This window comes from Salegentibacter lacus (assembly GCF_020164555.1).
In the GTDB taxonomy this organism is placed as follows: domain Bacteria; phylum Bacteroidota; class Bacteroidia; order Flavobacteriales; family Flavobacteriaceae; genus Salegentibacter; species Salegentibacter lacus.
The window spans coordinates 1-15,209 of record NZ_JAIQZB010000005.1 but is presented as its reverse complement, the minus strand read 5'-3'; the positions used below and the strand labels follow the sequence as shown (position 1 = coordinate 15,209).

Here is a 15,209-nt window from a genome sequence, read left to right as displayed (position 1 = left end):
TTTTTGTTTTTTTATTCCTTATTTTTAATAGAAATCAGCTTCTTATGAAAGATAACTTTTCTACTCAATCTTCTTCTTACGCCGAATATAGGCCGACATACCCGAAGGAATTATATGAGTTTTTAAAAGGAATATTAACGGAAACCACAACAGCCTGGGATTGCGGAACCGGCAACGGTCAGGTTGCAGGAGAACTCGCTAATTTTTTTGATGAAGTACATGCTACCGATATTAGTAAGCAACAATTACAAAATGCGATAAAGTTGCCGAATATTCACTATTCCGAGCAACCTGCTGAAAAAACAAATTTTCCAGATAATACTTTCGATCTTGTTACGGTAGCTCAGGCTATTCATTGGTTTAATTTTGAGGCTTTTTACCAAGAAGCAAAACGGGTTTTAAAACCTAATGGAATTATTGCTGTTATCGGTTATTCTTTATTTAAAAGTAATCCGGAAACCGATAAGGTTATCCGGAAATTTTACAATGATATTATCGGCCCGTTTTGGGATGAAGAACGGCGTTATTTAGATGAAAAATATCAAACTATCCCTTTTTCCTTTCTGGAAATTGAAACTCCGGAGTTTGAGCAGAAATATCAATGGTCATTTAATCATCTTATTGGATATTTAAATACCTGGAGCGCGGTAAAACACTACGAAAAAGAAAAAGGAGAAAACCCTGTAAATCTTATTAAGAACGAACTTAAAGCAGCCTTTGGAAATGAGAATAAAATAGTCTTTCCTGTTCTGTTTAGATTAGGAAAATTCATTGATTAAATTTCTGAATTGAACTGGCATAAAATATGATTAACTTCCTGTCGTTATAAATGAATAAATAGCTGATTAAAATAATTGATAATGAATAAATTAGGTTTTATTTTCCTGTTCGTTTCAGGGATGTTTTTTCAGAATACTTCGGCACAAAGCTTTGCCGACGACCAGTCGGTAACCCAGCAAGTGCTTCAGGAACTCAATAGGGAACGCAGTTTGCTAAGTCAGAATCTTGAATTCAGAATTAAAGAAATAGACTCAAAGATTAGTAATCTGGATGAAAGTATTCAAAACACCAATTCTTCTGCAGAAAAAGTAGAGAAACTACTGGAACGGGTAAAATTTCTTGAGGAACGCCAGGAAGAGATAGATAAAAATACGATTAGCGTTTACAAGTATAATTATAGTTCTGCCGTACTGAATTTAGCCTCTATGGAGCGCGAAATTAAACCGCTGAATCTTTTTAATGCTTCTCGTGAATTTTATGCTACACTAGATCAGGTGAGCAATCCTATGCATTACGAGGGTTATCAGGAATGGTTCGGACAGTTTAGAAAATTTGTAGAAGAAGAAAAAAAGAATGATGCACGACTTTCTGCTTTGAGCCATATTTTAAATGTTACCGGTGACCTTGCACAAGGCACGCCGTTTACTGGAATGTTTGCTGGAACTGTTTTTGACGGAATCGGAAGTTTTATCAATTCCCTGGGTTGGGGCGATAAAAAACTGAAACAGCAAAGTACAGAAATGCTTAAACTCACCACAACTGTAGCGCAATTTACCCACGATAAAGACCTCATAGAAACCGAATGGGAATCTATAAACAAAAACCTGGATGAATTAAAGGAGCTTCAGGAAAAAGCGATGCAGGAAAATTTAGTACAAATCCTGGGAATAGATACTGAAGAATTTGACCGCAATTTTACTAATGAAACAGATGCCAAAAAGAGAACTCAATATATTCTTGATATTTCTAAAATCGCTGAAAATAAAATCGCTGAAGAAAAAGCTAAAAATCCTGAAAACTGGAAACAGGATTATCACGACCAGATGATCGCTGTACAGAACTTAAAAATTCGTTTTGGAACTATTACGTTTAGAATTCTGGAGAATCTAAAGAAATATGATTCGCTTATCCAGAAATATGAAAACGATGAATATTTAAAAACCAAGATTGCCGATCTAAAAACGAAACTTAATGTAGTTCGAAATAGTTTTGAATCTACTTTTAATCCGCAGGAATATATTAAAGCTTCTAATGAGATGTACGTGGTAGAGTAGTGGTTTTTCTGCCTTATTATTGAAGACTATCTGAGAATCTACAAACGTCATCCTGATTTATTTCAGGATCTAAGATCTTCAGATAGTCTTTTAAGTTTATCTAATGTTTCAACTCCGGCAGTAGTTTTTCTATTCGATCACGGGAAGATTCATATTGATCGGGTAATTTTAGACTACTTCCCAATTCTTCCAAACTTTCATCTCTTGTAAAACCTGGATTATCGGTGGCAATTTCAAATAAGACTCCGCCGGGTTCTCTAAAGTAAAGGGAGAAGAAATAATCACGATCTATTTTTTCGGTGATTTGTAAACCTTTCTGCACAATTTTTTCCCGAAAACGCATCTGAGTTTCTTCATCTTTAACACGGAAAGCGATATGGTGATTAGTACCACCGGCGTTAATTCCTCGCTCTGCTGTAGGGTCTTCGTGAATATCTATAATTGCAGCATTTTCTACCACACTGGTTTTATATCTATGAAATTCACCCGCTTTTTCTTCAAGTTCGTATTCAAAAATATCAGTTAGAATGCTGGCGGTTGGCCCCACATTATAAAGAGTAAGTGTTACGCTGTGAAAACCTTTTAAAGCAACATCGCTTTTAACTTCATCGGTTTCCCAGGCTTCACGATCGTCCTGGTGTTTAGGAACTATTAGTTTTAAATTAAGACCATCCGGATCTCGAAAAGGTAAATATTGCTCTCCAAATTGCTCCCTGATCTTGCCAAATTCAACTCCATGTTTTTCAAAACGTTTTTGCCAGAAATCAAGGCTACCTTCGGGAACCGAATAACCGATTTCTGTGGCCATTCCCACACCGTTTTTTCCCTGTTTAACCCTTGTCCAAGGAAAAAAAGTTAGAATGCTTCCAGGTGTTCCTACTTTATCACCAAAGTAAAAATGATAGGTTTGAGGGTCATCAAAATTTACGGTTTTCTTTACCATTCTTAAACCCAGTACTTTCGTGTAAAAATCGTAGTTGCTTTGTGCATCGCCGGCAATCGCGGTGATGTGGTGTAAACCAAGTATTTTATCTTCCATAGTTTTTGTTTCAATTAAGTAAAAACCAGCCGCATTTCGGTTAAATTAATGGTAAAAAAGCGTGTAGGTAGTTAATTTTTAGTCCTTCGTTTGTAGAATTTATAGCCTTCAATCCAAATCACTGATAAAAATCCGATGAAGAGACTTAACAGTAATTGTTTTAATGAAATCTGCCCAAATTCAAAGAATTTTCTTAGTGGTGTCCAATATAGCATTGCAGTACTTAATAATGTGGTTATTCCAATAATTATTGGAATAAGTCTGTTTTTATAAGAAAGGGTAGTGATTGCAGAATAAAGAAAAGAACGGTTAACCAGGGTTAAAAATATATTTGCGGCAATTAAACAGCTAAAAACCATACTTCGGGTAAGATCTTCAGAAAAACCCGAAAAAACAGCAAATCGATAAATACCAAGGGTTCCTACTGATATACCAATACCCTGAATAACACTTAGGCTTAATTCTTTTATATTGAAAAAATTTTGTGTTACCGGTCTTGGTTTTTGTTTTAAAATATTGGCTTCGGCGGGTTCATTTTCATAAATGATAGAACAGGTTGGTCCCATAATTAACTCCAGAAAAATAATATGTACAGGAGAGAAGATATTGGGGTAAATCCATCCTAAAGCCAGGGGAATAAAAACCGTTAGAATAATAGGGATATGAATAGAAATGATATATTGAATTGCTTTTTTTAAGTTGTTATAAATTCTTCTACCCATTTCTACAGCATCAACCATCCCCGAAAGGTCATCTTTTATCAAAATTAAAGATGCAGCCTCTTTAGCGAGCTCACTTCCCCTTTTACCCATCGCAATGCCAATATGAGCAGCTTTCAATGCAGGCCCGTCATTAACTCCATCACCCGTCATCGCAACAATTTCGTTATTGGCTTTAAGTGCATTTATAATCTTTAATTTGGCTTCAGGAAACATTCGGGTAAAAATGTTTATAGTTTTCACCTCTTCTTTAAGCTCTTCATCTGACAGTTTTAAAAGTTCTTCCCCGTCCATGCTTTTTCCTGCATTTTTGAAATTGATTTGCCTGGCAATTTCAGCAGTTGTTTTAGCATTATCACCGGTTATTATTTTTACCTGAAGTCCTGCGGAATAAAAATCTTCAAACACTTTACTGATGTTTTCTTTTGGCGGATCATAAAATGCGATAAGCCCCAAAAATTTAAATTTTAGATCTTGCTGAATTTCAGGGAATTCCTGAATTTCTGTATTTACTTCGCCTACACCCAATACCCTAAACCCCTCGCTTGCCAGGTTGTTCAATTGCTTCTCAATTAGCTCTTTCGTGCGTTCATCAAGATCAGAAACTTTTAACAAGGCTTCTGGAGCACCTTTTGCTGCAATAATTCTTTTCCCAAGGTTATTCTCAAAAATATGAGTCATCATTGGTGGTTTACCACTAAGAGGATACTCATGAATCATTTTAAATTCTTTTCTCAGGTCTACATCTGTATTTAAATCATAAGTATTATGGATAGCGATTTCCATAGGATCAAAAGGAATGGGCTCGCTGGCCCACATGCTCACTTCAAGAAGTCTTTTTGCTTTTGTATTTAGAGCTGCATTTAAATCCTGAATTTCCCAATTTTCACTTGTAACAATCTTGGCCAGACTCATTTTATTTTGGGTAATAGTTCCGGTCTTATCGGCGCAAATTACGCTAGCGCTACCAAGGCTTTCAACCGTTTTCATTTGCTTAACAACAATTCCCATTTTCATAAGTCGCCAGGCTCCCATAGCCATAAAGGTGGCAAATGCAACCGGTATTTCTTCGGGAAGAATACTCATTGCCAGTGTTAAGGCCTGTAGCAAACTTTCTAGAATACTTTGTGTTTCGAGATAGTTTAGTATCCAGACAAGTAGAAAAAAGAAACTACCTGCGATAACCATTTTTTTTACAAAATTGTTAATCTGTTTCTCGAGTAATGTTTTTTCATGTTTCTGAGATTCCATGCTTTTCCCGATTTTACCTAATCGGGTTTTATTGCCAATTGCAGTAACTTTTGCAACGGCAAGTCCGCCAACCACCTGGGTTCCCATATAAATTTCGGGGTTTTCTTCTGGCTGTTTGGAAACGCTAAACGATTCTCCTGTTAAAACTGCTTCATTAACAGAAAAATCATTGGATTGCAGGATTGTAGCATCAGCAGGAACACTACTGCCTTCTTCAACCACAATAATATCATTTAAGACTAATTTTGATGCCGAAATTTTTTCAAGCTTATTATTACGAATAACTTTAGTTTCCGGTTGAATAATCTCTTTTAGTTTTTTGAGAGCATTTCTACTTCTGGTTTCCTGAAATAATGATATACCCGCTACTAATAAAATTGCGAAACTAAGAAAGAGTCCATCGCCGGGATTTCCGGTTAGAAAATATATAATGGCCGCAACAAACAGCAATATGATCATGGGCTCGGTGATCAAAGTTTGTATTGCTGTAAAAAAACCGGATTTTTTTTTAGATTCTATTTGATTGTACCCATCACTTTCGGCAGAGGCTTTTACCGCCTCTGAGGTAAGACCTTTAAAATTAGTAGTAAAATTTGACATAGAAAAAGTGTAATTAACGCTTAAGCTTAAAGATGCTTATGAAGCCGTTTTACAATATTGTAAGTATTCGAATCTGCATACGTTCCAAAAGCATTTACCAAAACGCCTTTTATATTATGATTATGTGAAGAAATTGCGTAAACAATCATTTCGTCGCCTGGATCTGTCATTCCTTCAAAACGGTAGATCTCATCAATTTCAAACTCGTCGGGAGAAAGCTCCAGGGAACGGTTCGGATCTACAATTTTATCTTTTTCCGGCTCTAATTTAAAGTCGGTAGTATAACCTCGAACAGCAAGACCATTTATCGCCTGGCTCACGGTTTCATAATCGTGTCTTAGGACCAACATAGCTTATGATTTAGAGTTATAAAATTACTAATTTTGTTTGTGTAAAACTATTGAAAATCAGTAATTTATTTGATGATGGATAAGATTTAGCCTCCTTGATCTAATAAGTATTTTAGTTTTGGATATACTTATGAAATATTCTGTTTCAGGTTGTAAGTAAAAAGATTTAAATCTGAAGTCTATTGAACTTCAGAAAAAAATAAAAAGCTTACTTTTGTGATAGAACTTCTATTTTTTGCAACTAAACTATGGGTCAAAGAACATTACTGAATGCTGAAGAAATTAATATTATTCTGCACCGTCTTGCCTGCCAATTAGTTGAAAATCATACCGATTTTAAAAATACCGTAATTATAGGAATCCAGCCGCGTGGTGTTTTTCTTGCTGAAAGGATTATAAAAATCCTCAAGGAAGAATATAATATCACTGATCTGGATTATGGCCATCTGGATATTACTTTTTACCGTGACGATTTTAGGAGAGGTGACAAACCGCTGGAAGCTAATAAGACAAAAATTGATTTTATAGTTGAAGATAAAAAGGTAGTTTTTATAGATGATGTTCTATACACAGGCCGGAGCATTAGGGCTGCGCTAACTGCAGTACAATCTTTTGGCAGACCCGCCGAAATTGAATTATTAAGTTTTATAGACAGACGTTTTAGCCGTCATTTACCCATTCAGCCAGATTATAATGGGAGGCAGGTAGATGCTATAAATGAAGAAAAAGTAATAGTAAACTGGAAAGAAAACGATGGGAAAGACGTGGTTTATCTGGTTTCTAAATAACTAAATATATGAGCGAATTAAGTGTAAATCACTTACTGGGAATTAAATATCTAACCAAAGAAGATATTGAGCTTATTTTTAAAAACGCCGATCATTTTAAGGAAGTGATTAACCGGCCTATTAAAAAAGTCCCTTCGCTTAGAGATATCACCATTGCCAACCTATTTTTTGAGAATTCCACCAGAACCCGACTTTCTTTTGAACTTGCTGAAAAACGTTTAAGTGCCGACATAGTTAATTTTTCGGCAGCATCTTCTTCAGTAAAAAAAGGGGAAACGCTTATAGATACCGTGAACAATATTCTCTCTATGAAAGTAGATATGGTAGTGATGCGACATCCCAATCCCGGGGCGGGAATTTTTCTTTCACGCCACGTAAAAGCCAGTATAATCAATGCCGGAGACGGTGCACACGAACATCCAACCCAGGCACTTTTGGACACTTATTCAATTAGAGAACGACTTGGAGATGTAGCTGGAAAAAAAGTAGTGATTGTGGGCGATATTTTACACAGTAGGGTAGCACTGTCCAATATTTTTGCACTTAAACTTCAGGGAGCTGAGGTTAAAGTTTGCGGCCCTAAAACACTTATCCCCAAACACATTGAATCTTTGGGAGTAAAAGTTGAAACCGATCTAAAAAATGCCCTCGAATGGTGTGATGTGGCCAATATGCTTAGAGTTCAGAACGAGCGAATGGATATTAGCTATTTTCCCAGCACCCGGGAATATGCGCAGCAATTTCAGTTAAATAAGAAAATGCTTGAAAGCCTGAATAAAGAAATTGTTGTGATGCATCCCGGACCAATAAACCGCGGAGTGGAAATTACCAGTGATGTTGCCGATGCAGAAAACGCGATTATTCTTGACCAGGTTCAAAATGGGGTTGCCGTTAGAATGGCAGTAATCTATTTATTGGCTTCTAAGATAAACCGCTAAAAGGCTTAAGTTCCTTAGCTTTAATTATAAAGAATTACGCTATGAAGATATCAGAAAAAGAAAATTATATTTTAATAGAACCATTAGAAGCCCCGGTAGTAGATTTTGTTTCGCTGCTTACGCAAAGACACGCTGAGTTCGAAACTAAAAATGTAACGGTTAGTCTTCTCGCTTATCACAATCTTCAAAAAGAAGAGGTGATGGGGTTTTTAGAGATTTCCAATGCGCACCAAATGAATAATAAATCTTTTGTTTTGGTAAGCAATGCGATTACTATAGATGATTTACCCGAAGAAATCGTTTTGGTTCCTTCTTTAAGAGAAGCAGAAGATCTTATTCAAATGGATGAAATTCAGCGAGATTTAGGCGTTTAATTCTTTGTGCATGAAGCTTAATATTCTTGGTTGTTACGCCGCTACTCCACGTAGTTTTACCAATCCCACTTCCCAGGTGCTGGAAATGAAAAACGAATTGTTTTTGATTGATTGTGGCGAAGGAACCCAGGTACAGCTAAGACGCAATAAGATTAAATTTTCCAGAATAAAACATATATTTATTTCTCACCTTCATGGAGACCACTCCTATGGCCTCGTAGGTCTTATTTCAACATTTAGATTATTAAACCGAGAAACCGAATTGCATGTTTACGGTCCTAAGGGAATTAAGGAAATTATCACCCTGCAGCTAAAACTCTCTAACTCCTGGACTAATTACCCCTTGTATTTTCACGAATTGAATAGCAAAGAACCGAAACTTATCTATGAAGATGAAAAAATAAGCGTAGAGACCATTCCTTTAATACATAGAGTTTATACCAATGGTTTTCTTTTTAAAGAAAAAACCGGTGATCGTAAGTTGCTTATTAATAAAGCTGTGGAATATAATATAGATGTTTCTCTCTATAAAAGCTTAAAAAAGGGAAAGGACGTAACTTCTGAAGACGGAGAACTCATTCCTAATCATTTGGTAACTGCAGATCCGGCTCCAACACAGAGCTATGCCTACTGCAGCGATACGGCATTTAACCAAAAAATGATTCCGCAGATAAGTGGCGCAACTGTTTTGTACCACGAATCTACTTTCCTTGAGGATAAAGCCGATCTCGCTTTCCCAACAAAACATAGTACTGCAAAGGAAGCGGCACAAATTGCCAAGCAGGCCGGAGTTCAAAAACTTATTTTAGGCCATTATTCTACCCGATATGCCAATATCAATTTATTTAGAGAAGAAGCTGCAACTATATTTCCAGAGGTTGAATTAGCCGATGATGAGAAGGTTTTTATCTTCGAATAACACTTTTCAGTTAAATTTCTTACATAATTATTTTTAAAACTTTGATATTCACCCTTATTTAGTAAGGTAAATCCTACGGTTTCTGTTAAAAAACAAAAAAAATCGATGAAATGCATTTTAACATATGCGTTTAATCGATAAAAAGTGTACTTTTATCTTCCCAGTCTAACATGATCACTATGAGAAAAAGTACACTTAAGTTTGTTATGCTTGCTTTGCTAGCTGTTTCAACGGTATCCTGTGCAAAAGAAAGCATCGAAGAGGAAGTTAATTCCTACAATCATACTCTTGAAGAAAAGGTTAATTTTGATTATACTGAAATTGAAAGCGAGATTCTTGAATTGGTGAATCAACACCGAGAAAGTTTAGCTCTGGAAGCTCTGGAACCTATTGCTGAAATATCAGTAGAAGCAGAATCTCATAATTATTATATGCTTGAAGTTGGAAAAGTGAGCCACGATAATTTTGGCGCTCGTTACGAAAACCTTGTTTCTGCCGTTGGTGCCAAATCTGTAAGTGAAAATGTAGGTTATGGCTATCGCACTGCAGAAGCTGTGGTAAATGCCTGGTTAAAGAGTGAAGGGCACAAAAAGAACATAGAAGGAAACCACTCTCATTTTGGAGTTTCGGTGGTAGATGATGAGCAAGGTAGAAACTACTTCACCAATATTTTTATTAGAAAGTAATTTTTGTTTTTCATAAATTAATTAAGCAAAAAAGGTTCAGCAAAACGCTGAACCTTTTTTAATATAAATATTCCTAAACTTTAATCCATCTTTACAACACTAAACATAGAGCGACGATTAAGCTCATGATCTTCTTTAGAACATCTGTCACAGTCAATTGCAGGTTTGCTTTCGCCATAAGCCTGTTCTTGAATTCTATCTCCACTAATACCTTCAGCAATTAAGTAATCCCGGGTAGCTTTGGCACGTCTTTCAGATAAAGCTTCATTGTAATTATCGCTCCCGCGTTTATCGGTATGTGAGCCAACTTCAATAACCAGATCTGGATATTCGTCTTGCATTAATTTTACAAGTTTATCCAGTTCTTTTGCTGCATCTGGCCTGATATTGCTTTTATCAAAATCGAAATAAATATTTTTAATTTCCGCAAGGTATTCTACATCGGCAACCGGCTGGAGAGCAATATTATATTCCATTTCCTCTGAGTCCTCCATATCTCCAGTATTCAAAGTATCATTGAAATTTATATATTCAATTTGTTTCGCTTCCAGCGGAATTTCCACATTTCTATTTACCGTAGTTTGATAATTTCCATCTTCATCTGATTCTAAAAAGGCGATTTCCTCATTATTCTCATCGAAAAGTCTAATGGTAGCTTGGGCGATTGGATTACCATTTACGGCATCGGTTACTTTTCCTTTTAAAATTAACGGAAGTAATTGATTAAATCCATAAATATTATCGACACCATCACGGTTAGAAGCTATAAACCCTGCGTTACTTTCAGTTTCCCTGAAGTAACTAAAATCATCTAAATTACTGTTTATGGTTTCTCCAAGATTTTGAATTTCATCATTTTCAGCCTGTAAATCTGTTTTAAAAATATCGGCTAATCCATAGCCTCCTTGACCGGTAGAAGAGAAGTAAAGCACATTTTCTTCATCTATAAAAGGAAAACTTTCGTCTTCAGCAGTGTTTATTTTATCTCCTAAGTTTTCAGGATTTCCATAGGCGTTATTTCCATTTATTGCAACCTTATAAAGATCGGTACCGCCTTCACCACCGGGCATATTAGAGGTGAAATAAAGTGTTTTTCCATCTGGAGAAACCGAAGGATGACCTACAGAAAAATCTTTACTGTTAATTGGTAATTCCTGTATATTCGTCCAGCTATTACCCGATTTTTGAGCTGAATAGATCATTAAATGATTGGTTGCTTCTTTATCCCGTTTTCCTTCCTTATTATTGAAATAATTATTTCGGGTAAAATACAGGGTTTCCCCATTTGGGCTAAAACTTATTGGGCCATCGTGTAATTTAGTATTTATTTCTCCGGAAATAGGGGAGACCTCACCGCTTGAGTTTATTTTATAAACATCTAAAAAGGGTTCTTCATTCCAGGAATATTCTTTATCTGAATTTTCTGAATTCCGCGCTGAAACAAGATAAGTTTCACCATTATATTTAACTGCCCCGAAATCACTGAATTCTGAATTAAAATTACTTTTCTTAATGGTATAAGTAGTCTGTATTTCAGAATGATTCTTGTTTAGCATTTTATTGACTTCAGCTGAAGCTTCACCGTTACTTTCCAGGTATTTTTGTAACCATTCCCGGGATTCGTCATATCTTTTCGCTCCGCGTAAAGCCTGGGCGTATTCATAATAATATTCCGCAGAAATATCTGTAGAGTCTTTAAGAATGTCTTCATAATAGAAAACAGCATTTTCCGGACTCCTTAATTTCATATAAGTATCTGCCAGTTTTAACCGGTTTTCCTTGAGATTATACTCGTTTTCTATAAGTTCTTTGTAAACATCCACGGCTTCGGTATAAGCGAGATTGCTATAGAGTTTATCTGCTTTCTTTTGTTTTCCGTATTGTGCCTGCAAGCTTATGCTAAACACTAAGAATAAAAAGATTAGATAGTATTGTTTTTTCATAATTAGCAGCGTTTAAATTAGAAGAATCGGGGAGATTTATACCTTGTTTTTTGGAATCTGAATTCATAAATAAGCAGAATCTCGTGAGATCCTGAGGTATAAGGCCTAATATCCGAAATTGAATATTCATAGGCATAACCGGCTCTAAACCCTTCAAAAAGTTCTACATCGAGAAAGGCACCCAATGCATCGTCTATTCGCCAGTTGGCACCCAGGTAAAACTTCTCATTAAAGATCATCGTTCCTGAAAAATCGACCGAAAGTGGGGCTCCGGTTGTCATTTTCAGTAAGGAGGTAGGCCTGAATTTCAGGTTTTCGTTTAGATCAAAAACATAACCCCCGGTTAAGTAATAATGAACTTGTTCCATAGCTAGAAATTCACTGTACTCGTGATTATTATTATTAATCAATTTTGGTGCTGAAGCTCCTACATACCAGTTTTGAGAGGAGAGATAAAAACCTATCCCAACATTTGGCGTCCATTTATTAAATCGATCTTCAAAAAAAGGATCATTCAATACCTGCTGGTCGTTAAACAACTCTTGATCTAAATTGTAGTAGCTCATTCCGGCCTTTAAACCCATCGCCAGTGAGATATTGTCACTGAAATCTAATCGATAGGCGAAATCTCCATAGGCATAAGTATAATTCTCATAACCGGTTTTATCGTTAATCACCGAAAGTCCCAAGCCCACTTTATCGTTCGTAAGGGGCGAGTGAATAGACAGGGTTTGCGTATTTGGCGCTCCGCTTACTCCTGCCCATTGATTACGGTTTAAAGCGGTTATTGAGAATCCGTCCCGGCTCCCGGCATAAGCCGGATTTACAGATATCATATTGTACATATACTGCGTGAATTGCGGCAATTGCTGAGCCAGGGCAGATGCCGAAAACATAAGAAAAAATAGGGGTAGATATATATTTTTCATGGTCTTTCTTTTTTATTTTGTTCCTAAATAGATGTAACCTTGAATCGGTTCAAATCCGCTATTTCTAATTTCTAAGACATAGAAGTAAGTTCCTGATGGCAACTGGTTTGAACTTGTCGCCGAATTGGTGGAATAACCATCCCAATCGTTTTGATAGTTAGTAGCTTCATATACTTTACTTCCCCAACGGTTAAAGATCTTCACATCGTAGGTGAATCCGCATTCGCTGGCGAAATCTATACTGAAATAATCATTATGAGTATCACCATTAGGAGTTACCGCTTTAGAAATGCTTGATTCAATATCTTCCAGGCTGCAAGGCAATACCACACAATCATCATTTATAGATACCATAACTTCTGTAGTAGAATTACAAACACCGTTATTAATTTGATATTCAAATGTGTAAGTGCCGACCGCCAACATAGCAGGGTCAATAATACCCTGGCTTAATGCACCGGTGTCTTCTGTATCTATCCACATTCCGGAAGTGTCATATTCTCCTTGAAGTAATTCGTAAAGATCGAAAGTGGTATCTTCAGTACAAAGACTTATAGTACTGGTTTCAATTTCTTCTGCTATAGGTTCTTCTAAGGTTACTATAGTTGCATCTGAAATTTGATCGAATTCATCTCTGGCGGTCACCTCGTAAGTACCCGGCTCAAGCTCAGAAAATTCATCTACAGCTTCATAGTTTTCTCCATCAATGCTATAGGTAAGTCCGTCTTCAGTATTAATCAGAATCACTCCGGTCGGTGTTGCACAATCGGGCTGAATAAGCTCAACAATTGGAGCACTTGGTGCAGGAGGAGTTTCTTCCGGATCTTCCTCAACGATTACGATAAAGGAACATGTGGCAGAATTTCCTGCAGCATCAGTAACTTTATAAGTGACCGTTGTTTCGCCTACCGGAAACTCTTCTCCGGAAGCAAAACCTTCGATTAGTTCAGTATTGGTTTCCGAACAGTTATCTGTAGTTGAAATAGCATTATAATCTACAACCACAGTTTCGGTACCAAATTCAACGTTTACAGTAATATCTTCCGGACAATTGATTACCGGAGCTTCATTATCTATAACGGTTACTGTGAAGCTTGAGTTAACTGTATTTCCATTGATATCGGTAACGGTATAAGTTACAGTAGTTTCACCTAACGGAAATTCAGATCCTGAGGCAAAACCATCGGTAAGTTCTGTACTCGCTACACCACAATTATCGCTGGCAGCAGGAATATCAAAATCTACAATCGCACCACAGTTATCCGCGTCAGTGGTTACAGTAATGTCCTCAACTTCGGCAATTACCGGTGCCTGGTTATCAGTTACCGTTACGGTTTGAACAACTGGCTCGGCATTATTTCCATTTTCATCGGTTGCATTCCAGGTGATTGTAGTAGTTCCCACCGGATATTCAGCATCTAAAGCCTGTTTATCATCGCGGGTTCCATGAGCATCTTCTGCAATGCAGTTATCACTTACAGCTGGAGCGGTGATTTCGATCATCGCTCCACAGCTATTTGCATCGTTGGTTGTATTGATTGGATCTACTTCGGCAATTACCGGTGCCTGGTTATCAGTTACCGTTACGGTTTGAACAACCGGCTCGGCATCATTTCCATTTTCATCGGTTGCGTTCCAGGTGATTGTAGTAGTTCCCACCGGATATTCAGCATCTAAAGCCTGGTTATCATCTCGGGTTCCAACAGCATCTTCTGCAATGCAGTTATCACTTACAGCTGGAGCGGTGATTTCGATCATCGCACCACAGCTATTTGCATCGTTGGTTGTATTGATTGGATCTACTTCGGCAATTACCGGAGCTTCGTTGTCTTCAATATCTTCAATTATAATCTGTACCTCAGTTTCACACTCTCCATTACTTACACTTAGAGTGTAATCTCCAGGAGAAAGATCTGTATATTCTCCATTATTATGCTGAAAGGAATTATTGCCGCTATAGGTTAAAGTATAGCTTAAGTTATTTTCAACCTGAAATATTATCTCCCCGTTATTTTCATCACAAGTGACATCAGTGGTAGAAGTGATTGTGGGAGCATCAGGAGTTTCAGGTTGAGCGTTTATTGTTACAGAAAGCTCTTCCGATTCACATCCGTCAGCATTTCTTGCAACAACAGTATAAGTATCGGCAGCAAGTTCAGACCAGGAAGTAGTAGTTTCAAAAGCACCGCCATTAAAGCTATATTCCATTCCGGTTACAGCAGTGATGCTGAAAGACCCGGTTGCTTCGTCACAAGTTGGTTGAACAGTTTCAGCTACTACAGGAGCATCAGGAGTTTCAGGTTGAGCGTTTATTGTTACAGAAAGTTCTTCCGATTCACATCCGTCAGCATTTCTTGCAGTTACAGTATAAGTATCGGCAGCAAGTTCAGACCAGGAAGTGTTAGTTCCAAAAGCACCACCATTAAAGCTATATTCCATTCCGGTTTCAGCAGTGATGCTGAAAGATCCGGTGGCTATATCGCAAGTTGGTTGAGAAACTTCACCGGCTACTACAGGAGCATCAGGAGTTTCAGGTTGAGCGTTTATTGTTACAGAAAGTTCTTCCGATTCACATCCGTCAGCATTTCTTGCAGTTACAGTATAAGTATCGGCAGCAAG

13 protein-coding genes are annotated in these 15,209 nt (G+C 37.1%); 7 read left to right on the top strand and 6 right to left on the bottom strand.

Features of this window, described 5'->3' with window-relative positions:
- The first annotated feature begins 44 nt into the window (after positions 1-44).
- Positions 45-779, top strand: coding sequence for a class I SAM-dependent methyltransferase (locus LB465_RS04830; RefSeq protein WP_224467651.1), 735 nt, complete (start codon positions 45-47; stop codon positions 777-779).
- A gap of 81 nt (positions 780-860) precedes the next feature.
- Complete coding sequence (locus LB465_RS04825; RefSeq protein ID WP_224467649.1) at positions 861-2,054, top strand: hypothetical protein; 1,194 nt, start codon at positions 861-863, stop codon at positions 2,052-2,054.
- Between the two features lie 100 nt (positions 2,055-2,154).
- Here LB465_RS04825 and LB465_RS04820 read toward each other — a convergent pair whose 3' ends face one another.
- From LB465_RS04820 to LB465_RS04810, 3 genes are all read right to left on the bottom strand, one after another.
- The gene (locus LB465_RS04820; RefSeq protein ID WP_224467647.1) at positions 2,155-3,093 is read right to left on the bottom strand and encodes a ring-cleaving dioxygenase; all 939 of its coding nucleotides are present in this window, start codon (positions 3,091-3,093) and stop codon (positions 2,155-2,157) included.
- A 71-nt stretch (positions 3,094-3,164) separates the two neighbouring features.
- Positions 3,165-5,663 (bottom strand): cation-translocating P-type ATPase, encoded by a 2,499-nt coding sequence (locus tag LB465_RS04815; protein ID WP_224467645.1) that lies wholly within the window; start codon positions 5,661-5,663, stop codon positions 3,165-3,167.
- A gap of 26 nt (positions 5,664-5,689) precedes the next feature.
- Complete coding sequence (locus tag LB465_RS04810; protein ID WP_224467643.1) at positions 5,690-6,013, bottom strand: phosphoribosylpyrophosphate synthetase; 324 nt, start codon at positions 6,011-6,013, stop codon at positions 5,690-5,692.
- A 248-nt stretch (positions 6,014-6,261) separates the two neighbouring features.
- On the opposite strand from LB465_RS04810, the gene pyrR reads away from it, so the two are divergent.
- From pyrR to LB465_RS04785, 5 genes are all read left to right on the top strand, one after another.
- A complete protein-coding gene (gene pyrR, locus LB465_RS04805; protein ID WP_224467641.1) occupies positions 6,262-6,801 on the top strand; it encodes a bifunctional pyr operon transcriptional regulator/uracil phosphoribosyltransferase PyrR in 540 nt (179 codons plus the stop codon).
- 8 nt (positions 6,802-6,809) lie between these two features.
- Positions 6,810-7,739, top strand: coding sequence for an aspartate carbamoyltransferase catalytic subunit (locus tag LB465_RS04800; protein ID WP_224467639.1), 930 nt, complete (start codon positions 6,810-6,812; stop codon positions 7,737-7,739).
- A 41-nt stretch (positions 7,740-7,780) separates the two neighbouring features.
- The gene (locus tag LB465_RS04795; RefSeq protein ID WP_224467637.1) at positions 7,781-8,113 is read left to right on the top strand and encodes a ribonuclease Z; all 333 of its coding nucleotides are present in this window, start codon (positions 7,781-7,783) and stop codon (positions 8,111-8,113) included.
- Between the two features lie 10 nt (positions 8,114-8,123).
- Complete coding sequence (locus LB465_RS04790) at positions 8,124-9,032, top strand: ribonuclease Z (RefSeq protein WP_224467635.1); 909 nt, start codon at positions 8,124-8,126, stop codon at positions 9,030-9,032.
- A 179-nt stretch (positions 9,033-9,211) separates the two neighbouring features.
- Positions 9,212-9,718 (top strand): CAP domain-containing protein, encoded by a 507-nt coding sequence (locus LB465_RS04785; RefSeq protein WP_224467633.1) that lies wholly within the window; start codon positions 9,212-9,214, stop codon positions 9,716-9,718.
- A gap of 80 nt (positions 9,719-9,798) precedes the next feature.
- On the opposite strand, the gene LB465_RS04780 is transcribed toward LB465_RS04785, so the two are convergent.
- From LB465_RS04780 to LB465_RS04770, 3 genes are all read right to left on the bottom strand, one after another.
- Positions 9,799-11,661, bottom strand: coding sequence for an OmpA family protein (locus LB465_RS04780; protein ID WP_224467630.1), 1,863 nt, complete (start codon positions 11,659-11,661; stop codon positions 9,799-9,801).
- 17 nt (positions 11,662-11,678) lie between these two features.
- Positions 11,679-12,590, bottom strand: coding sequence for a PorP/SprF family type IX secretion system membrane protein (locus LB465_RS04775; protein WP_224467627.1), 912 nt, complete (start codon positions 12,588-12,590; stop codon positions 11,679-11,681).
- Between the two features lie 12 nt (positions 12,591-12,602).
- Positions 12,603-15,209 (bottom strand): HYR domain-containing protein (locus LB465_RS04770; RefSeq protein WP_224467625.1); only part of this gene is annotated, 2,607 nt, incomplete at its 5' end.